The 21,348-nt window shown below is 67.4% G+C and carries 13 protein-coding genes; all 13 read left to right on the top strand.

Going from position 1 to position 21,348, the window contains the following annotated elements; genetic code table 11:
* Positions 1-3 precede the first annotated feature (3 nt).
* The gene (locus tag B0293_RS19155) at positions 4-840 is read left to right on the top strand and encodes an MlaE family ABC transporter permease (RefSeq protein ID WP_005152080.1); all 837 of its coding nucleotides are present in this window, start codon (positions 4-6) and stop codon (positions 838-840) included.
* Positions 837-2,174, top strand: coding sequence for an MCE family protein (locus B0293_RS19150; RefSeq protein WP_077241338.1), 1,338 nt, complete (start codon positions 837-839; stop codon positions 2,172-2,174). Before B0293_RS19155 ends, B0293_RS19150 begins: the two co-directional genes overlap by 4 nt.
* On the top strand, positions 2,171-3,202 hold the full coding sequence (locus tag B0293_RS19145) for an MCE family protein (RefSeq protein ID WP_005166739.1): 1,032 nt from the start codon (positions 2,171-2,173) through the stop codon (positions 3,200-3,202). The genes B0293_RS19150 and B0293_RS19145 overlap by 4 nt, the downstream gene beginning before the upstream one ends.
* Positions 3,199-4,185: an MCE family protein gene (locus tag B0293_RS19140; protein ID WP_005166740.1), complete on the top strand. Its 987-nt coding sequence runs from the start codon at positions 3,199-3,201 to the stop codon at positions 4,183-4,185. Before B0293_RS19145 ends, B0293_RS19140 begins: the two co-directional genes overlap by 4 nt.
* Positions 4,182-5,360: an MCE family protein gene (locus B0293_RS19135; RefSeq protein WP_039919699.1), complete on the top strand. Its 1,179-nt coding sequence runs from the start codon at positions 4,182-4,184 to the stop codon at positions 5,358-5,360. Before B0293_RS19140 ends, B0293_RS19135 begins: the two co-directional genes overlap by 4 nt.
* Positions 5,357-6,565 carry an MCE family protein gene (locus tag B0293_RS19130; protein ID WP_005166742.1) on the top strand — a complete coding sequence of 403 codons (1,209 nt, stop codon included), beginning with the start codon at positions 5,357-5,359 and terminating at the stop codon, positions 6,563-6,565. Before B0293_RS19135 ends, B0293_RS19130 begins: the two co-directional genes overlap by 4 nt.
* A complete protein-coding gene (locus B0293_RS19125) occupies positions 6,565-7,830 on the top strand; it encodes an MCE family protein (protein WP_005166744.1) in 1,266 nt (421 codons plus the stop codon). The genes B0293_RS19130 and B0293_RS19125 overlap by 1 nt, the downstream gene beginning before the upstream one ends.
* A 31-nt stretch (positions 7,831-7,861) precedes the next feature.
* Positions 7,862-8,383, top strand: a complete 522-nt coding sequence (locus tag B0293_RS19120) for a hypothetical protein (protein WP_005166746.1) — start codon at positions 7,862-7,864, stop codon at positions 8,381-8,383.
* A gap of 213 nt (positions 8,384-8,596) precedes the next feature.
* On the top strand, positions 8,597-9,487 hold the full coding sequence (locus tag B0293_RS19115) for a hypothetical protein (protein ID WP_052014620.1): 891 nt from the start codon (positions 8,597-8,599) through the stop codon (positions 9,485-9,487).
* Between the two features lie 840 nt (positions 9,488-10,327).
* Positions 10,328-13,828 carry a DNA-directed RNA polymerase subunit beta gene (gene rpoB, locus B0293_RS19110; RefSeq protein WP_039919700.1) on the top strand — a complete coding sequence of 1,167 codons (3,501 nt, stop codon included), beginning with the start codon at positions 10,328-10,330 and terminating at the stop codon, positions 13,826-13,828.
* A gap of 115 nt (positions 13,829-13,943) precedes the next feature.
* Positions 13,944-17,855 (top strand): DNA-directed RNA polymerase subunit beta', encoded by a 3,912-nt coding sequence (locus B0293_RS19105; RefSeq protein ID WP_005166749.1) that lies wholly within the window; start codon positions 13,944-13,946, stop codon positions 17,853-17,855.
* Between the two features lie 190 nt (positions 17,856-18,045).
* Positions 18,046-19,812, top strand: coding sequence for a hypothetical protein (locus B0293_RS19100; RefSeq protein ID WP_005166750.1), 1,767 nt, complete (start codon positions 18,046-18,048; stop codon positions 19,810-19,812).
* Between the two features lie 214 nt (positions 19,813-20,026).
* Entirely contained in the window at positions 20,027-21,130 is a 1,104-nt protein-coding gene (locus B0293_RS19095; RefSeq protein WP_245192146.1) for a serine hydrolase domain-containing protein, read from the top strand.
* The last annotated feature ends 218 nt before the right edge of the window (positions 21,131-21,348 follow it).

The raw sequence follows: 21,348 nt of genomic DNA, 5'->3' as shown, positions 1-21,348 counted from the left end.
CGCATGACCTTCCTCCAGGGCGCCAAGCGGGTCGCCAACCGTCCATTGCAGACTCTGGACAACCTCGGTGACCAGATGTCGTTCTACGGCCGCGCGTTGCTGTGGACGCCGCGGACGTTGCGCCGCTACACCAAAGAGGTCCTGCGGCTGCTCGCCGAAGTGAGCTTCGGTTCCGGTTCACTCGCCGTCATCGGCGGCACGGTCGGCGTGATGGTCGGCCTGACGCTGTTCACCGGTGTGCTCGTCGGCCTCCAGGGCTACTCGGCGCTGAACTCGATCGGCACCTCGGCCTTCACCGGCTTCCTGACCGCGTTCTTCAACACCCGCGAGATCGCCCCGCTGGTCGCCGGCCTCGCGCTTTCGGCGACCGTCGGCGCCGGGTTCACCGCCCAGCTGGGCGCGATGCGGATCTCCGAGGAGATCGACGCGCTCGAGGTCATGGGCGTGCCGAGCCTGCCCTACCTGGTGACGACGCGGATCATCGCCGGTTTCGTCGCGGTCATCCCGCTGTACGTCATCGGCCTGCTGAGTTCGTATCTCGCGTCCCGGTTGGTCGTTATCTACATCTACAACCAGTCGGCGGGTACCTACGACCATTACTTCGACCTGTTCCTACCACCACAGGATGTGTTGTATTCGTTCATCAAGGTGCTGTTGTTCAGCGTCTTGATCATCCTGTCCCATTGCTATTTCGGATACCGGGCCTCCGGTGGTCCCGCCGGTGTCGGCGTGGCCGTCGGCAAGGCGGTGCGGCTGAGCATCGTCACGGTGTCCATCATGAACTTCTTCATCGGTTTCGCGATCTGGGGAACCGACGTCACGGTGAGGATCGCAGGATGATCGCGACAGTCCGGCGCAGGCTATTGGGCCTGCTCTTGGTCGCCGTGCTCGTCGGCGGGGTGGCGCTGAGCATCGCGCTGTACCAGAAGGCCTTCACGCCCGTCGTGAGCGTGAAGCTCCAATCCGGCAGCATCGGTAACCAGTTGCTGAAGCAGTCCGACGTTAAGGTCCGCGGCCTCATCGTCGGTTCGGTGAAGGACATCGCCGCGACCCCGGACGGCGCCGAACTCACGCTCGCGCTGAATCCGGAGTCGGCGAAACTGATCCCTCAGAACGTTTCCGCGCGATTCCTGCCGAAGACGTTGTTCGGCGAGCGCTTCGTTTCCCTCGAAATCCCGGACGCCCCTTCGGTGAAGACGATCGCCGAGGGCGACGTGATCACCCAGGACCGCACGTCCGGGGCCGTCGAGCTGGAGCAGGCCTTCGCTCATCTGATGCCGGTGCTCCAGGCCGTCCAGCCGCAGAAGCTGTCGAGCACGCTTTCGGCGATCTCCACCGCGCTCAACGGCCGCGGCGGACAGCTCGGCGACACCCTCGCGCAGCTCGGCACCTACGTCGGGGACCTGAACCCGCACGAGCCCCAGCTCCAGCAGAACCTCAAGGAGCTCGCGGAGTTCTCGGACAACTTCAACGCCGTCGCCCCGGATCTGGTGCAGACCTTGGACAACCTGAGCACGACCACGCGCACCGTGGCCGATCAGAAGATGAACCTGCAGAACCTCTACGGCAGCGTCACCCAGGCTTCGGTCGATCTCCAGACCTTCCTGCAGAACAACGCCGACAACCTGATCCGGCTCGCCGACACCGCCCGCCCGACGGCGGAGCTGCTGGCGAAGTACGCGCCGGAGTACCCGTGCGTGGTCGGGCAGATGGCCGCCAACCTGCCGAAGATCGACAAGGCGCTCGGCAAGGGCACGAACCGGCCCGGTCTGCACGCGACCATCGAGATCACCGTCAACCGCGGGCCGTACCTGCCGGGCAAGGACGAGCCGAGGTTCGAGGACAAACGCGGTCCGCGCTGTTACGACCTGAAGCAGTTCCCGGACCCGTTCCCGCAGTACCCGCCGGACGGCCCGATCAAGGACGGCAGCACGGTCAAGGCACCGGCGCGCTCGGCCAACGACGGCCTTTCGCCCTCGAACGGCTTCGCGAACATCGGCGGTTACAACGGCGGGGGAGCGCCCGCCGGCAGCCCGTCCTACAGCGCGTCCGAATCGGACTTCCTCGCGCAGCTGGTCGCCCCGCAGGTCGGCATGTCCGCCTCGGACGTGCCCGGCTGGGGTTCGCTGCTGGTCGGCCCGCTCTACCGCGGAGCGGAGGTGCACGTCCAGTGAGGGGATTGCTCGCACCGCTGATCAAACTCTGCGCGTTCATCGTGGTCACCGTGCTGTTCACGACGATCCTCGGGATCAGCATCGCCAACATCAACACCACCAGCACCAACGCCTACAAGGCGCGGTTCAGCGACGCGACCCTGGTGCTGCCCAACGACGACGTCCGCATCGCGGGGGTCCGGGTCGGGCAGGTCAAGGAGGTCCGCATCGTCGACCGGCGCCAGGCCGAGATCGAGTTCGAAGTGGACGCCGGCCGCAAGCTGCCCGCCGGGGTGACCGCGCAGATCAAGTTCCGGAACCTGGTCGGCCAGCGGTATCTCTCGCTCGGGCAGGGCACCGATTCCTCCGGGAAGAACCTGGCGCCCGGCGGAAACATCCCGCTGGAGCGGACCACGCCCGCGCTCGACCTGACGCAGCTGTTCAACGGGTTCAAGCCGCTGTTCACCGCGCTCAACCCGGACGACATCAACAAGTTGTCCTACGAGGTCATCCAGGTCCTGCAGGGCGAAGGCGGCACGGTCGAAAGCCTGCTGAAGCACACCGCCTCGCTGGCGACCACGATCTCCGACAAGGACCAGGTGATCGGCGAGGTCATCGACAACCTGAACTCGGTGCTCGACACGGTCAACGCGCACACGCCGCAGCTGAACGACCTGATCGTCAAGCTGCAGCAGCTGGTCTCCGGGCTGGCCGCGGACCGCGAGCCGATCGGCGACGCCATCGACTCGCTCGGCACCCTCGCCCAGACCACGTCCGGTCTGCTCGGCGAGGCCCGCGAGCCGCTCAAGCAGGACATCGCCGCGCTCGGCACGCTGACGAAGAACCTCAACGACAGCCAGCCGATCGTCGAGCACTTCATCCAGTTCCTGCCGCAGAAGGTGACGGCGCTGACCCGCACGGCCGACTACGGCTCCTGGTTCAACTTCTTCGCCTGTGAGCTGAAGGGGGCCGTCGCCCTGCCTCCGCTGATCAACGCACCGATCGACCTGCCGCTGCTGCCGGTGAACCGGGCGAGGTGCACGGCATGAAGTCGTTCCAGAAGCGCAACCCGGTCCCGATCGCGCTGGTCGGCATCTCGGTGCTGCTGCTCGGTTTCCTCGCCGCGCTCAACTCCGAGGACCTGCCGGTGATCGGCGGCGGCACGACCTACACCGCGGACTTCAGCGAGGCCTCCGGGCTCCAGCAGGACAACGACGTCCGCGTCGCCGGGGTGAAGGTCGGCAAGGTCTCCGACATCAAGCTCGACGGCGACAAGGTCCGGATCTCGTTCAAGGTCAAGGACGCCTGGCTGGGCGACAAGACCAGCGCGGCGATCAAGATCAAGACCGTGCTCGGCCAGAAGTATCTGGCGCTCGACCCGCAGGGGCAGCGCACGCTCGACCCGAGCGCGACCATCCCGCGCGAGCGCACGGCGTCGCCGTTCGACGTCCTCGACGCCTTCCGCGGGCTTTCGCAGACCGTCGACGACATCGACACGTCGCAGCTGGCCAAGAGCTTCGACGTCATCACGGAGACCTTCGCCGACACCCCGTCCGACGTGAAGGGCGCCCTGAACGGCCTTTCCCGCCTCTCGGACACCATCGCCTCGCGGGATACGCAGCTGGCGAACCTGCTCGCGAACACGCGGCAGGTGTCGCAGACGCTCGTCGACCGTGACGCCGAGTTCCAGAAGCTCCTGGCCGACGGCAACAAGCTGCTCGGCGAGGTGTCCCGTCGCAAGGATGCGATCACCGCGCTGTTGGACGGTTCGCGCAACCTCGCCACTCAGCTCAAGGGCCTGGTCGACGACAACGACGCGCAGCTCGACCCGGTGCTCACCCAGCTCGACCAGCTGACCTCGATGCTCCAGCGCAACCAGGACGCCCTCGGTCAGGGCATCGCGCGGTTCGCGCCGTTCATCCGGGTGTTCACGAACACCATCGGCAACGGGCGCTGGTTCGACAACTACATCTGCGGACTGGTCCTGCCGTCGTTCGGGCCGATCAACGACAAGGGGTGCTACGAGAAATGAGTACCCGTCTCGGTTCCAGCCTGGCGCGCGGTTTCACCCTCGCGATCGTGCTCGCGCTGGTCGTCGCCGGCGCGCTGTGGTGGACGCTCAAGGACGCCGGCCGCAACCACGTGACCGCGTACTTCGCCGGTGCCGTCGGCCTCTACGAAGGCAACAGCGTCCGCATGCTCGGCGTCGACATGGGCACGGTCACCAAGATCCAGCCGATGGGCAACCAGGTCCGCGTCGAACTCGAATACGACCGTTCGGTGGCGGTGCCGGCCGACGCGAAGGCGATCATCGTGTCGCCGTCGCTGGTCAGCGACCGCTACGTGCAGCTGGCCCCGGCCTACAAGGGCGGCGCGCGGATCGCGGACGGCGCCGTCATCGGCCTCGACCGCACCGAAGTCCCGCTGGAGGTCGACGAACTCGCCGCCAGTCTCTCCCGGGTCAGCAGGTCGCTCGGGCCCAACGGCGCCAACAAGAACGGTTCGCTGTCGAACCTGCTCGACACCGCCGCGAAGAACTTCGACGGCAACGGGCAGGCGCTGCACGACACGATCACCAAGCTCGGCCAGGCCGCCGGCACGTTGTCCGGCAACAAGGACGACCTGTTCAAGACCGTCGAGAACCTGGGTTCGTTCTCCCAGACGCTGGTGAACAGCGACAAGCAGGTCCGCGACTTCGAGCGGCAGCTCGCCGACGTCAGCGGATTCCTCGCGGGGGAGAAGGACAACCTCGCCGCGACGGTGAAGCAGCTGTCCGACACGCTCACCGCGGTGCAGGCGTTCATCGAGAAGAACCGCGACCGGCTCAAGTCCAATGTGGACAAGCTGGCCAGTGTGACCAAGGTGCTCGTGGACCAGCGCGGCGCGCTCGCCGAGATCCTCGACGTCGCCCCGGTCGGCCTCGGGAACCTGGTCAACACCTACAACGCCTCGTCGGGCACGCTCGACGCACGGGCCAACCTCAACGAGCTCACCCAGCCGCCGCTGGTGATGGTGTGCAACCTGCTCAAGCAGACCCCGGACGCGCTCGACGCGCTGGGCGACGCGTGCAAGGGGATCGCCGGACTGGTCGACGGGCTGGTGCCGCTGCCGTCGATCGCGCAGGTGATCCAGTCGTCGCAGGCGGGCCAGTTGCCGCCGCTGCCGCTGCCCATCGCCGGTCAGCTCTACGGATCGGCGGCTAAATGATGCGTACGAAACTTGCTTTCGCGGCCGTCGGGACGGTCGCCGCGCTGACGTTGAGCGGCTGCGGGTTCAGCGGGATCTACGACGTCCCGCTGCCCGGTGGCGCCGAACTCGGCGACCACCCGTACACGGTCAAGGTGCAGTTCCGGGACGTGCTCGACCTGACCCCGCAGGCCGGGGTGAAGGTCAACGAGGTCTCCATCGGCCGTGTCGAAGCGATCGGGCTGACCCAGGACGGCTGGAACGCCGAAGTCACCCTCCGGGTGAACGGCGACGTGAAGCTGCCGGCGAACGCGCTGGCCAACGTCAAGCAGTCGAGCCTCCTCGGCGAGAAGTACGTCGAGCTGGCCGCGCCCGCCGACGGACAGGGCAAGCTCGCCGACAACGCGGTGATCCCGCTGGCCCGCACGAACCGCAGCGTCGAGGTCGAGGAGCTGCTCGGCGCGCTTTCGCTGCTGCTCAACGGCGGGGGGGTCGAGCAGCTCAACACCATCACCAAGGAGCTCAACAACGCCACCAGCGGCCGTTCGCCGGAGCTGAAGGCGCTGCTGAACAACACCAACGAGCTGATCACGAACCTGGACCGGCAGTCCGCGAACATCACGCGGGCGCTCGACGGGCTGAACCGGCTCTCGTCCACGCTGAACGGCCAGAAGGACAAACTGGTCGGCGCGGTCGACAACCTCGGCCCCGGGCTCGGTGTGCTGGAGCAGCAGCGCGGCCAGCTGGTGACCATGCTGAACGCGCTCAACAGCCTTTCCGGGGTCGCCGTCGACACGGTGAACAAGAGCAAGGAAGACCTCGTCGCCGACCTGAAGGCGCTGCAGCCGACGTTGCAGAAGCTCGGCGAGGCCGGCTCGGATCTGCCGAAGGCGCTGGAGATCCTGTTGACCTTCCCGTTCAGCGACGCCGCGTACGACGGCGTCAAGGGCGACTACTTCAACCTGTTCGCGAAGGTCGACCTGAACCTGAACGAGATCCTGAAGAACCTCGGCCGCAGCAGGCAGAACCCGCTCCAGGACGTCATCCCGGTGCAGGGCCTCACCGGCGGCACCGAGGGGCCGGGCGTGAACCCGCCGCTGCCGATCCCCGACAGCGTCGGCGGAACCCAGGCCGGCGGCCAGGCGAGCGCGCCGCAGGGCGGCGGAAAGCCGCAACAGACCGGACCCGCCGGGATCTTCGGCCTGCTGTCGGGAGGTGCCGGCTGATGCTGGTCCGTAGGACGAAGATCCAGCTGGTCGCGTTCGCGATCATCTCCGTGGTCTTCATCGTGTACGCGCTGATCCGGTTCGCCGGGCTCGGCCAGGTCTTCGGCGACGAGGGCTACACGGTGAAGCTCCAGCTCAAGCAGTCCGGCGGCATCTTCCAGAACGCCGAGGTCACCTACCGCGGCTTCAACATCGGCCGGGTCGGCGAGCTGCGCCTGACCAAGACCGGGCTGGAAGCCGACCTCAACATCGCGCCGGACGCCCCGCAGGTGCCCGCCGATCTGGACGCCGTGATCGCGAACCGGTCGGCGGTCGGCGAGCAGTTCGTCGACCTGCGGCCCAAGCACGAGAACGGGCCGTTCCTGAACGCGAGCTCGGTCATCCCGGCCGACAAGGTCAAGACACCGGTGCCCACCGAGCAGCTCATCGGCGACCTCGACAGCCTCGCGGCGTCGGTGCCGACGGACTCGCTGCGCAAGGTCGTCGACGAGTCGTACAACGCCTTCAACGGCACCGGCCCGGACCTGCAGCGGCTGCTCGACACCGCGCGGAGCTTCACCGCGACCGCGCAGGAGTACCTGCCGCAGACCGTCCAGCTGCTGGAAAAGGGCGGACAGGTGCTCGACACGCAGAACGACATGGCGAGCTCGATGAAGTCGTTCAGCGCGGATCTCGACAAGCTGTCCGGCACGCTGAAGAACTCCGACGCCGACATCCGGAAGCTGATCGGGATCACCCCGCAGGTGGCGAACCAGATCAGCTCGGTGCTCGCCGAATCCGGACCGGGGCTGGGCGCGCTGACGGCGAACCTGCTCACGACGTCGAACCTGCTGGTGACCCGGCTCGACGGCCTCGAACAGGGCCTGGTGACCTACCCGATGCTGGCGGCGGGCGCGAACAGCGTCGCCAACGACGGCACCGCGCACCTGGGCCTCGCGCTCAACCTGTTCAACCCGCCGTCGTGCACCAAGGGCTACATCGGACTCGACAAGTACCGCGAAGGCACCGACACGGCGCCTCGCGCGCCGAAGGACGACGCGTACTGCGCCGAGCCGAAGGGCAGTCCGATCAACGTGCGCGGTTCGCAGAACGTGCCGTACAACGGGGTCCCGCAGATCCCGACCGAAGGCGACGTCGCGGCGAACGCCGGCCGTTCCGCCGAGGAGCTGGCCAACCTGCGCGCGGCGCAGGGCATGCCGAGCGTCCTGCAGAGCCCGGGGGTCAGCCTGGCCAGCCTGGGCGCGCTGCTGGGCCTGCCCGGCTGAGCCCGAGACCGTATACCTACCCTGGAGTGTCATGAGTTCTTCTCGCTCGCGGACCCTGGTCCTCGGGGCGGCCGCGTTCGCCCTGGCCGCCTTCGTCGCCGCGGCCATCTTCGGCGTCCAGTGGGCGGTGGCCGCGTCGGACGACAACGCCGACCTGGCGCGCTCGCGGGACGAAGTGGTCAAGGCGGGCGGCACCGCGATCAAGGCGTACACCGAGGTCGACTTCGAGAAACTCGACGAGTTCTTCAACCGGCAGAAGGCCGTCTCCGACGACAAGATGAGCCAGCAGCTGTCCCAGCTGGAGCCGACGTACCGCAAGGCGCTCAGCGACGCGAAGACCAAGGTCGCGACCACGATCCAGGACATCGCGGTCGAGGAACTCGACGACCACGAGGGCAAGGCGAGCTTCCTCGCCGCCATCACCACCCAGGTCACCCAGGGCGACAAGGCGAGCTCGAAGGCGTTGCGCCTGGAGGTCTCGATGACCCGGGTCGGCGATGAGTGGAAGCTGTCCGGGATCGACAACGTGCCCCTCGTCGCGGCCGGTCAGTAAGAGCGTCACCTAGAACGGAGCCTCGTAGTGCCCCCCTCCCGTCGCCAGCCCCCTCGCAGCACTCCGCCGGTGCGCCGCCCCCGGGTGGCCGGTCTGCGACGGCCCGCTTCCGCTCCCGAGGCCCCCGCCTCGGAGGTTTCCGCCGCGCCGGAGGTCTCCGCGCCGGAGGCTTCCGCGGCGGAGGTCGAGGTCGACGAGACGCCGGTGGCGCCGGTGCGCCGTCCGCGGCCTGCTCCGCGTCCCGCTCCCATGGTCGAGCCTGAGGCCGTCGAACCCGAGGTCTCCGCGCCTGCCGAGGCTGCTGAGTCCGTTGAGTCCGTTGAGGACACTGCTGAGGCCGTCGAGACCCCCGAAGCGCCTTCGGAGGTCGAGGAGACCCCTGAAGCCTCCGAAGACGAGGTCGTCGCGAAGCCGAGTCCGCGTGCGAAGACGCGCGCGGTCGCCGAGGAGAAGCCGGACGACATCGAAGAGGCCGAGGCCGAGGTCGCCGAGTCTTCCGAAGACTCTGGAGAGAAGCCGAAGAAGCCGGGCTCCGGGAAGCTGATCCTGGCGGGCGCGCTGGTCGTCGTCGGGCTGCTGCTGGCCGCGACCGCGGTGCTCTTCAAGATCCAGGCCGACGACGTGTCCAGCTCGACGGACAACACGGCGCTGCTGGACGTCGCGAAGACCGCGCAGGTCAAGGACCAGGTCGCGAAGGCGACCGAGGCGCTGTTCTCGTACGACTACAAGAACATCTCGAAGACCGAGACCGCGGCCGGCGACCTGCTGGTCAACGACGAGGTGCGGGCGAAGTACAACCTGCTGATGGGCGAGGTCAAGCGGCTGGCTCCGCAGCAGAAGATGGTCGTGACCTGCAAGGTCACCCGCAGCGCCGTCATCCGGCTGGAGGGTGACCGGGCCGACGTGATGGTGTTCGTCGACCAGAGCTCGACGCGGGCCGACACGAACAAGACCACCGCCGGGAGCGCGCAGCTGCACTTGAACGCGGAGCTGCAGGGCGACAAGTGGAAGATCACGGCGATGAACACCTACGCCGCTCCGCCGAACCCCACGGCCTCCTCGGCCCCCGCCTCCCCGCCCCCTTCGCCCGCCCCCTCCAAGTAGCGCCCGACCTGCGTTTAGCCCCCTAATCGCGATCCGGCGCCGCGCCCACCTGCGGGTCCACGCTCGTTCCGTGAAGGCCTCCTTGAGGGACCCAGTGTCCCTCAAGGAGGCCTTCACGGCGTCCTACCGGCCCACTTGCGTTTAGCGGGCTAATCGCGATCCGGGAGGGCTTGGGCCGCCCGCCTCCGGATCGCGATTAGGGGGCTAAACGCAAGTCGGGTACCCGGGGCCGACCGCGTCGCGTTTAGCCCCCTAAACGCGATCTGAGGGGCCTCCCTGTGCGCCGCCCCAGCCGACCCACCGTTCACAGCCGCCACAGGCCCCGAACCGCCCCGGAACACCTCGCCCCCGACCCGGTGACTCTCCAGGACACCCCGGCGACCGGATCGCGATTAGGGGGCTAAACGCAGGTCGGCGCGCCAGCGCCGCCACCTGCGCGTACCGGGCGGTAACCAGGATGATCGTCCTGTGAAGCACCCTGTGCGGAGCTTCTTCGACGCTGCGCCAACCGGCGGGACCACCGCGCGGCATCTTGACTCAGAGCCCCTGTGGGGTCACGCTTACTGGCAACGGCGAGAACCGGCGGTGCCCTTGCGGGAGGGACGGGCCGGGGAGGCCAGGAGAGGCATACCTGAAGACGTTGCGATGCAGGCTGGGCCCCATCGGGAGCGCCCCCTGGACAGACCGCGACGTTCGGGCTAGACTGCTTCTTTGCGCTGCCCTCTTTCAGGCTGCCCGGAGCCGGTAGTTAGGATAGTGGGCACACGGCACCCTTGACAGTCCGCTTCAGCTGTTGCTGACGCGGCTGCTCACCGCTCATTGTCCCCGGAAGGACGCATCTTGGCAGTCTCTCCCGCGAACCAGGCCACTGCTGCGACCACCTCGGCTGTATCTCGCTCGGAGTCCACGGGAATCCCGGGAGCCCCCAAACGGGTCTCCTTCGCAAAGATTCGCGAGCCGCTCAGCACCCCGAACCTGCTCGACGTGCAGATCAGGTCCTTTGAATGGTTCACCGGCGACGAGGCGTGGTTCGAACGCCGCGTCGAAGAAGGTGAAGAAAACCCGGTCGGCGGCCTGGAAGAGGTCCTCAACGAGATCTCGCCGATCGAAGACTTCTCCGGATCCATGTCGCTGTCCTTCTCCGACCCGCGCTTCGACGAGGTCAAGGCCTCCGTCGAGGAGTGCAAGGACAAGGACATGACGTACGCGGCCCCGCTGTTCGTGACCGCCGAGTTCGTGAACAACAACACCGGCGAGATCAAGAGCCAGACGGTCTTCATGGGCGACTTCCCGGTGATGACCGACAAGGGCACCTTCGTCATCAACGGCACCGAGCGTGTCGTCGTGTCCCAGCTGGTCCGTTCGCCGGGTGTGTACTTCGACACCAGCGTCGACAAGACCACGGACAAGGACGTCTTCAACGTCCGCGTCATCCCGAGCCGGGGTGCCTGGCTCGAGTTCGACGTCGACAAGCGCGACACCGTCGGCGTCCGCATCGACCGCAAGCGTCGCCAGCCGGTCACCGTGCTGCTGAAGGCGCTCGGCTGGACCACCGAGGCGATCCGCGAGCGCTTCTCGTTCTCCGAGACGCTGCTCGCCACCCTCGAGAAGGACCACACCGCCGGCACCGACGAGGCGCTGCTCGACATCTACCGCAAGCTGCGCCCGGGCGAACCGCCCACCAAGGAGAGCGCGCAGACGCTGCTGGAGAACCTGTTCTTCAAGCCGAAGCGCTACGACCTGGCGAAGGTCGGCCGGTACAAGCTGAACAAGAAGCTCGGCCTGACCACGCCGTACGACACCGGGACGCTGACCGAAGAGGACATCGTCTCGACGATCGAGTACCTGGTCCGCCTGCACGCGGGCGAGGACAAGGCGACCGTCGGCGACCAGACCATCCCGGTCGAGACCGACGACATCGACCACTTCGGCAACCGTCGTCTCCGCACCGTCGGCGAGCTCATCCAGAACCAGATCCGCGTGGGTCTGTCCCGGATGGAGCGCGTCGTCCGCGAGCGGATGACCACCCAGGACGTCGAGGCGATCACGCCGCAGACCCTGATCAACATCCGTCCCGTCGTGGCGGCGATCAAGGAGTTCTTCGGTACTTCGCAGCTGTCGCAGTTCATGGACCAGAACAACCCGCTGTCGGGGCTGACGCACAAGCGTCGTCTGTCCGCCCTCGGCCCGGGTGGTCTGTCGCGTGAGCGCGCCGGCATGGAGGTCCGGGACGTCCACCCGTCGCACTACGGCCGCATGTGCCCGATCGAGACGCCGGAAGGCCCGAACATCGGCCTGATCGGTTCGCTCTGCTCGTACGCGCGGGTCAACCCGTTCGGTTTCATCGAGACCCCGTACCGCAAGGTCGTCGAGGGGCGCGTCACCGACCAGGTCGACTACCTCACCGCGGACGAGGAAGACCGCTTCGTGAAGGCGCAGGCGAACGCGCCGATCTCGGACGACGGCACCTTCGTCGAAGACCGCGTCCTGGTCCGTAAGAAGGGCGGCGAGGTCGAGCTGATCGACCCGCTGGACGTGGACTACATGGACGTCTCGCCGCGGCAGATGGTCTCGGTCGCGACGGCGATGATCCCGTTCCTCGAGCACGACGACGCGAACCGCGCGCTGATGGGCGCGAACATGCAGCGTCAGGCCGTTCCGCTGCTGCGCAACTCGGCCCCGCTGGTCGGTACCGGCGTGGAGCTGCGTGCCGCGGTGGACGCCGGTGACGTGCTCGTCGCCGAGCAGGCCGGTGTGGTCGAGGAGCTCTCGGCCGACCTGATCACGATCATGCACGACGACGGCACGCGGAAGAGCTACGGACTGTACAAGTTCCGTCGCTCGAACCACGGCACCTGCTTCAACCACCGCCCGATCGTCAACGAGGGTGACCGGGTCGAGCAGGGTCAGGTCATCGCCGACGGCCCGTCCACCGAGAACGGTGAGATGGCGCTCGGCAAGAACCTGCTCGTCGCGGTCATGCCGTGGGAGGGCCACAACTACGAGGACGCGATCATCCTCTCCGAGCGCCTGGTGCAGGACGACGTGCTCACGTCGATCCACATCGAGGAGCACGAGATCGACGCCCGCGACACCAAGCTGGGCGCCGAGGAGATCACCCGGGACATCCCGAACGTCTCCGAGGAGGTCCTCGCCGACCTCGACGAGCGCGGCATCATCCGCATCGGTGCCGAGGTCCGCGACGGCGACATCCTGGTCGGCAAGGTCACGCCCAAGGGCGAGACCGAGCTGACCCCGGAAGAGCGCCTGCTCCGCGCGATCTTCGGCGAGAAGGCCCGTGAGGTCCGCGACACCTCGCTGAAGGTGCCGCACGGCGAGACCGGCAAGGTCATCGGCATCCGCGTGTTCTCGCGCGAGGACGACGACGAGCTGCCCCCGGGCGTCAACGAACTGGTCCGCGTCTACGTGGCCCAGAAGCGGAAGATCCAGCCGGGCGACAAGCTCGCCGGCCGCCACGGGAACAAGGGTGTCATCGGCAAGATCCTCCCCGCCGAGGACATGCCGTTCATGGAGGACGGCACGCCCGTCGACATCATCCTGAACACCCACGGTGTCCCGCGTCGTATGAACATCGGCCAGGTCCTGGAGCTTCACCTGGGCTGGCTGGCGTCGCAGGGCTGGAAGATCGAGGGCGAGCCCGACTGGGCGAAGAACCTCAACGAGGAGCTCTACGACGTCGACCCCGGCACGAACACCGCCACCCCGGTGTTCGACGGCGCCAAGGAAGAGGAGCTCACCGGGCTGCTCGCGGCGACCAAGCCGAACCGCGACGGCGAGCGCATGGTCAAGCAGAACGGCAAGGCCACGCTGCTCGACGGCCGCTCCGGCGAGCCGTACCCGTACCCGGTTTCGGTCGGCTACATGTACATCCTGAAGCTGCACCACCTGGTCGACGACAAGATCCACGCCCGGTCCACCGGCCCGTACTCGATGATCACGCAGCAGCCGCTGGGTGGTAAGGCGCAGTTCGGTGGCCAGCGGTTCGGCGAGATGGAGTGCTGGGCGATGCAGGCGTACGGCGCCGCATACACCCTGCAGGAGCTCCTGACGATCAAGTCGGACGACGTGGTCGGCCGCGTCAAGGTGTACGAGGCCATCGTCAAGGGGGAGAACATCCCCGAGCCGGGCATCCCGGAGTCGTTCAAGGTGCTCCTGAAGGAGCTCCAGTCGCTCTGCCTCAACGTCGAGGTGCTGTCCAGCGACGGCGCCGCGATCGAGATGCGCGACTCCGACGACGAGGACCTCGAGCGTGCCGCGGCCAACCTCGGCATCAACCTGTCCCGCAACGAGTCGCCCTCGGTGGACGACGTCGTGCACTGACCCGCGATGAGGCTGGGCCCGGGTGTGGGTGTCCCACAAGACACAGCGCCTCCCGTGGTCCATCCTCCGCTCGCCAACTCCTCTAGTCGCATCAACCCCAAGGGGATGTAAAGACGTGCTGGACGTCAACTTCTTCGATGAGCTCCGCATCGGCCTCGCCACCGCCGACGACATCCGTCAGTGGTCCTTCGGCGAGGTGAAGAAGCCGGAGACCATCAACTACCGGACGCTCAAGCCCGAGAAGGACGGCCTCTTCTGCGAGAAGATCTTCGGCCCGACCCGGGACTGGGAGTGCTACTGCGGTAAGTACAAGCGGGTCCGCTTCAAGGGCATCATCTGCGAGCGCTGTGGCGTCGAGGTCACCCGCGCCAAGGTGCGCCGTGAGCGGATGGGCCACATCGAGCTGGCCGCTCCTGTCACCCACATCTGGTACTTCAAGGGTGTTCCCTCCCGCCTGGGCTACCTGCTCGACCTGGCGCCGAAGGACCTCGAGAAGATCATCTACTTCGCGGCCTACGTGATCACCGGTGTGAACACCGAGCTGCGGCACAACGACCTGCCGACCCTCGAGAACGAGATCGGCGTCGAGCGCAAGAACCTCGAGACCAAGCGTGACGCGGACATCGAGGCACGGGCGCAGAAGCTGGAAGCCGACCTGGCCGAGCTGGAGGCGGAGGGCGCCAAGTCCGACGTCCGCCGCAAGGTCAAGGAAGGCGGCGAGCGCGAGATGCGTCAGCTGCGTGACCGCGCCGGTCGCGAGCTGGACCGTCTCGAGGAGGTCTGGACGACCTTCACCAAGCTCGACGTCCGTCAGCTGATCGCCGACGAGCTGCTCTACCGCGAGCTCATCGACCGGTACGGCGAGTACTTCACCGGCGGCATGGGCGCGGAGGCCATCCAGAAGCTGGCCACCGAGTTCGACGTCGCGGCCGAGGCCGACAACCTGCGCGACACCATCCGCAACGGCAAGGGGCAGAAGAAGCTCCGCGCGCTGAAGCGGCTCAAGGTCGTCGCGGCCTTCCAGGCCACCGGCAACGACCCGCGCGGCATGGTGCTCGACGCCGTCCCGGTGATCCCGCCGGACCTGCGCCCGATGGTCCAGCTCGACGGTGGCCGGTTCGCCACCTCCGACCTGAACGACCTCTACCGCCGGGTCATCAACCGGAACAACCGGTTGAAGCGGCTGATCGACCTCGGCGCGCCCGAGATCATCGTCAACAACGAGAAGCGGATGCTGCAGGAGGCCGTCGACGCGCTGTTCGACAACGGCCGCCGCGGTCGCCCGGTCACCGGTCCCGGTAACCGCCCGCTGAAGTCGCTGTCCGACCTGCTCAAGGGCAAGCAGGGCCGGTTCCGTCAGAACCTGCTCGGCAAGCGTGTCGACTACTCCGGCCGTTCGGTCATCATCGTCGGCCCGCAGCTGAAGCTGCACCAGTGCGGTCTGCCGAAGGACATGGCGCTCGAGCTGTTCAAGCCGTTCGTCATGAAGCGGCTGGTCGACCTGAACCACGCGCAGAACATCAAGTCCGCCAAGCGGATGGTGGAGCGCTCGCGGCCGCAGGTGTGGGACGTGCTCGAAGAGGTCATCACCGGCCACCCGGTGATGCTGAACCGTGCGCCGACCCTGCACCGCCTCGGTATCCAGGCCTTCGAGCCGCAGCTGGTCGAAGGCAAGGCCATCCAGCTGCACCCGCTGGTCTGTGAAGCGTTCAACGCGGACTTCGACGGTGACCAGATGGCCGTGCACCTCCCGCTGTCCGCGGAGGCGCAGGCCGAGGCCCGCATCCTGATGCTGTCGGCGAACAACATCCTTTCGCCGGCGTCGGGCCGCCCGCTCGCCATGCCGCGTCTGGACATGGTGACCGGTCTGTTCCACCTGACCCGCCTGAACGAGAAGGCCGACGGAGCGGGCTTCGCCTACTCCTCGCCGGCCGAGGCGATCATGGCGTTCGACCGCAAGGCGCTGAGCCTGCACGCCCCGATCAAGATCCGCATCACCGACCGTCAGCCCGCCAAGGCCGACGAAGCGGCGCTCGCGGAGAAGGGCTGGGAGCCGGGCAAGGCTTGGCTGGCCGAGACCACCCTGGGCCGCGTGCTGTTCAACGAGCTGCTCCCGGCGGACTACCCGTTCATCAACGAGCCGATGCCGAAGAAGCGTCAGGCCCTGATCGTGAACGACCTCGCCGAGCGCTACTCGATGACCCAGGTCGCGCAGACCCTGGACCGCCTGAAGGACGCCGGTTTCTACTGGGCGACCCGCTCGGGTGTCACCGTGGCGATCTCCGACGTGCTCGTCCCGGCAGGCAAGAAGGCCATTCTGGACGAGTACGAAGGCAAGGCCGACCAGGTCGAGAAGCGGTACCAGCGTGGCCAGCTGTCGCACACCGAGCGCAACAACGAGCTCGTCAAGGTGTGGACGCAGGCCACCGAAGAGGTCCACAAGATCATGGAGACGGCGCTGCCGGACGACAACCCGATCGCGATGATCGTGAAGTCGGGCGCGGCGGGCAACATGACGCAGGTCCGGTCGCTGGCCGGTATGCGTGGTCTGGTGTCGAACCCGAAGGGTGAGTACATCCCGCGTCCGATCAAGGCCAACTTCCGTGAAGGCCTGTCGGTGGCGGAGTACTTCATCGCGACGCACGGTGCCCGTAAGGGTCTGGCGGACACGGCTCTCCGTACCGCCGACTCGGGTTACCTGACCCGTCGTCTGGTGGACGTCTCGCAGGACGTCATCGTCCGCGAGATCGACTGTGGCACCACCCGCGGCATCAACATGCCGATCGGTGAGGACATCGGTGACGGCAAGGTCCTGCGCGACCAGCACGTCGAGACGGCGGTGTACGCGCGGAACCTGGCGACCGACGCGGTCGACGCCAAGGGCAACGTCGTGCTCAACGCCGGCGACGACATCGGCGACCCGGCCCTGGACAAGCTCATCTCGAGCGGGATCTCCAAGGTCAAGGTCCGTTCGGTCCTCACCTGTGAGTCGGCCGTCGGTATCTGTGCCACCTGCTACGGCCGGTCCATGGCGACCGGTCAGCTCGTCGACGTCGGCGAGGCCGTGGGTATCGTCGCGGCCCAGTCGATCGGTGAGCCGGGTACGCAGCTGACGATGCGTACGTTCCACCAGGGTGGTGTCGCCGGTGACGACATCACGACCGGTCTGCCCCGTGTCCAGGAGCTGTTCGAGGCCCGGGTCCCGAAGGGCAAGGCGCCGATCGCCGACGTCGATGGCCGTGTGCGCATCGAGGAGAGCGAGCGGTTCTGGAAGATCACGCTGATCCCGGACGACGGCAGCGAAGAGATCGTCTTCGACAAGCTGTCCAAGCGTCAGCGGCTCGCGAACACCCCGAACGGCCCGCTGGGTGACGGTGACCGTGTCGCCGTCGGTCAGCAGCTGCTCGAAGGCACGCCGGACCCGCACGAGGTCCTGCGGGTCATGGGGCCGCGCGAGGCGCAGATGCACCTGGTGGACGAGGTCCAGAAGGTGTACCGGGCGCAGGGTGTGTCGATCCACGACAAGCACATCGAGGTCATCGTGCGGCAGATGCTGCGCCGCGTGACGATCATCGACTCCGGTGCCACGGACTTCCTCCCGGGCGAGCTGCCCGAGCGGACCAAGTTCGAGGCGAAGAACCGGGCGTCGGTCGCCGAGGGTGGCGAGCCCGCCTCGGGTCGCCCGGTGCTGATGGGGATCACGAAGGCCTCGCTGACCACGGACTCGTGGCTGTCGGCGGCCTCGTTCCAGGAGACCACGCGTGTCCTGACCGACGCGGCCATCAACGGCCGCTCGGACAAGCTCGTGGGCCTCAAGGAGAACGTGATCATCGGTAAGCTGATCCCGGCCGGTACCGGGATCAACAAGTACCGCAACATCCAGGTGCAGCCGACCGAGGAGGCGCGGGTCGCCGCTTACGCGATCCCGTCCTACGACGACGGCTACTACACCCCGGATGTGTTCGGCTCCACGCCGGGCGCCGCGGTGCCGCTGGACGACTACGACTTCGGCCGCGACTTCCGCTGACCGAAGCGATAACGACGAGAAAGGCCCCCGCCGATCAGGCGGGGGCCTTTCCCGTTTCCGGGAATGTTCCAATTCGAACCCCCTTCACCCGAAACACGTACGCATCCTCCTCGGCGCTCGCTAAATTGAACGGGTTCCACGCGGTTCGGGGGCTGTGCGCATTCCATTGGGTTATCTGGGGAGACTCTGCGTGAGCAAGAGACCTGGCGCGAGATCGATCGCGCGTGCTGGGGTCGTCTACTTGGCCGCTTTGGCGGCACTGACCGGCGTATTCGTCACGCCTGCCACGGCGGAGCCGCCGGCGCCCACGTCCACAGCACCGGCGACTTCGGAAACGACGAGCAGCTCTCCGGCGCCGACGCTCAGCTCTCCGGCGCCGACGCCCAGCGCGCCGCCCGTCGAGAGCCCTCCGCCCGACGCGCCGAAGCCGCGGGCCGAGCGGCCGAAGGTCGAGGCGTCCGTCGTCTTCGAAAAATCGACCTACAGGACCGACGAAGACGTTCGGTTCACCTTCAAGCTGACAAATGTCGGCAAGATCCCCGCGGCTGGTCTCATCATCTCCCAGTTCCTCACCGAGCCGGGAGCACTGTCGATCCCCTATGAACCGGGCTGGGGAGACCTGAAGCGTGCGCCGGGACTGGACCTCGCGCCGGGAAAGAGCATCGACTTGGCTGTCACCGGGCAGGTCCGTGATCTCGACCTGGGTAAGGCCGTCGTTCGCGGCGTCCTTTACGACACGAGCGGGTTCGGCGTCGGGTTCTTCGATGCCGAGGTCGCCGTCACCAAGAACGTCGGGCGGGCGACTGGTGTCGTGTTCGGCGACAAGAACAGCGATGGCAAGCTCGACGACGGCGAGCAGCTCGCCGGTATCCCGCTCACCTTGCGGCATACCGTCAGCTACAAGGGGTACCAGGCCACGAGCGGTCCCGGCGGGGAGATCGATTTCGGCGACGTCCCGCCTGCCGAGTACTTCCTCAGCAGCGACGCGATCAAGGGTTGGTTGTTCCCGTTACGGATCATCCAGGTCAGCGAGAACACCGAGGACCTGTCCATCCGCGGTGTGCGGCCGTTGAACGGCGAACTCAAGGCCTCGATTTCCTTCACCAAGGATGTCTACAAGCCCGGCGAGCTCGCCCATCTCACCGTGAAGCTGTCGAACACGGGCACGCTTCCGCTCGTCGGCATCGTGGCCGGGTGCAACCGCATCGGAAACGACTTCGAGCTGACGAGCGGCGGTCCCGGTTGGGGCGAACTCTCCAGACTCGGGAACGGGGCGACGATCCTTCCCGGCCAGACTCGCTTTTTCGACGTGACCAAGACAATCCCGGACGCCACACTGAACTATGGCCGCGTCTCCGTCGTCTGTGACTTCGGCTATAACGACGTCGGTTTCGAAGACAGCCCGGTCGCGATGGACATGGCCGAGGTGCCGGGTGGGATGGCCACTCTCGCCGGACGGGTGATCCGGAGCGCTGATCCGGGCGTGCCGGACGTGGGGCTCGCCGGAGTCAAGCTCGTGCTCACCTCCGACGGTGACTGTCCGACCGTCGTCGAAACGACGACCGGCGCCGAGGGACGCTTCAAGATCGACAACATCGTGACGGGGCCGAAGTACCGCCTGTTCTTCGCACCGCCGCAAGGATGGCGGATGAAGGACGAGAACCCGATCATGGTCTACGCCATCGGCCCGGCGGACAATCTTCATGAACTACGGTTCGTTGCCGAAGAGGGCCAGGAACCGCCGCTCACCATGCCGACCCGGCGTCCCGGCTGTGACGCGTCCGGAACCACCACGCCGGCACCCGGACAGCAGGAGTCCGGCGGCGGCCAGGGTGGCTCTGGTCTGGCCAGCACCGGCGCCGACGTACTCGGTCTCGGCGCCCTCGCCCTCGCCGCGCTGGGCCTCGGCGCGGTCCTGCTCTTCGGCACCCGCCGCCGTCGCCAACCCGCCGACTAACACCGCTCCCGAGACGCCCCCGGACCCGCCCAGACCGGGGGCTCTCTCACGCCCTCCGCCCGGCCCGCCCCGACCTGCGTTTAGCCCCCTAATCGCGATCCGGACACAGGGGTGAGGGAGGCCGACGAACGGTGCGGTATCCGCCTGGATGCGCGACGGATGGCGGGCGATCCGGGGGCTGTCGGCCGAAAGGATGGTCGATATGGAACCCCTTGTGACAGAAGAGAACACGGCCGCGAAGAACCTGAAGTCCGCCTTGGACGGTGTCCATCTGGCAGGCGTGCCGGGTGTGTTCGCCGAGATCCGCGCGGGCGAGCGGATCTGGCGCGGCGCCGCCGGAGTCGCCGACCTCGAAACCGGCCGCCCTGTCGAGGCCGGGATGCGGCAGCGCGTCGGCAGCATCACCAAGACCTCCGTCTCGGCCGCGGTTCTGCGCCAGGTCGAGGAAGGCCGGCTCGGGCTCGATGCGCCGATCGGCGACTACCTGCCGCAGCTGGTCCCCGGCGAACGAGGCAGGACGATCACGGTCCGCATGCTGCTCAACCACACCAGCGGCCTCGCCGAGTACCTGCCCTACGCTTTCCCGTCACTCAAGGAGCTCGCCCCCGGGAGCCTCGACGACAACCGATTCCGCCGGTTCCGCCCGGTCGAGCTGATCGCGATGGGCGTCGGCGCGCCCGCCACCGGCGAGCCGGGAAGCACTCCCGGGATCTACTCCAATACGAACTACCTCCTCCTGGGCGAACTCCTGGAACATCTGACCGGCACCCCGGCGGAGGAACACATCTCCCGGGCCGTCATCGACCCCGCGGGCCTCGCGAGCACCGGCTTTCCCGCCGGCCCGCCCATCGTGGGGCCGCATCCGCGGATGTACGAAGCGCTGTTCGGCGCGATCGATCCGCCGCGCGACTACAGCGTCTACAACATGTCGTGGGTGATGACCGGTGCCGGCCTGATCTCGACCGTCGCGGACCTCAACCGCTTCTACCGCAAGCTCCTCGACGGGGAGATCGTCAAGCCGTCGTCGCTGGCGGAGATGCAGCGCCTGGTCCCGGTCATCGCGCAGGACGGGCGGACGATCGACTACGGGCTCGGCCTGTACAAGACCGAGATCCCGGGCCACGGCACCTTCTGGGGACACGACGGCACGGTGTGGGGAGCGTTGACGATGTCCTGGATCAGCGCCGACGGCGGACGTCAGTTCTCCGCCGCGATGAACCTCGTGCGCTGGCGCAAGCCGGACGCCGAAGGCGCCCCGCACCCCATCGACGACGCCCTCGCGACCCTCAAGCACCAGGCCCTCTGCGGCCCCGCCTGACCCGCCGCCGACCTGCGTTTAGCCCCCTAATCGCGATCCGGCGCCGACTTGCGTTTAGCCCCCTAAACGCGATCCGGGGCGGGGAAGCGCAGGTCAGGCGCAGGGGGAGAGGGGTATAGAGGGGGAGCGGGAACGCGGTCCCCGGCGGGCGGGTAGGCCTGCCGCAGCGGTCGTTGCCGGGTCAGGAGGTGCAGCGCGATCTGTCGGGGCGGCACCAG

Source organism: Amycolatopsis azurea DSM 43854, from assembly GCF_001995215.1.
GTDB lineage: Bacteria > Actinomycetota > Actinomycetes > Mycobacteriales > Pseudonocardiaceae > Amycolatopsis > Amycolatopsis azurea.
This window is presented reverse-complemented; position numbering and strand designations above follow the sequence as displayed.

Coding starts and splice junctions, on each gene's coding strand:
- B0293_RS19155 (WP_005152080.1), top strand. CDS start 4: ATGACCTTCCTCCAGGGCGCCAAGCGGGTCGCCAACCGTCCATTGCAG.
- B0293_RS19150 (WP_077241338.1), top strand. CDS start 837: ATGATCGCGACAGTCCGGCGCAGGCTATTGGGCCTGCTCTTGGTCGCC.
- B0293_RS19140 (WP_005166740.1), top strand. CDS start 3,199: ATGAAGTCGTTCCAGAAGCGCAACCCGGTCCCGATCGCGCTGGTCGGC.
- B0293_RS19135 (WP_039919699.1), top strand. CDS start 4,182: ATGAGTACCCGTCTCGGTTCCAGCCTGGCGCGCGGTTTCACCCTCGCG.
- B0293_RS19130 (WP_005166742.1), top strand. CDS start 5,357: ATGATGCGTACGAAACTTGCTTTCGCGGCCGTCGGGACGGTCGCCGCG.
- B0293_RS19125 (WP_005166744.1), top strand. CDS start 6,565: ATGCTGGTCCGTAGGACGAAGATCCAGCTGGTCGCGTTCGCGATCATC.
- B0293_RS19120 (WP_005166746.1), top strand. CDS start 7,862: ATGAGTTCTTCTCGCTCGCGGACCCTGGTCCTCGGGGCGGCCGCGTTC.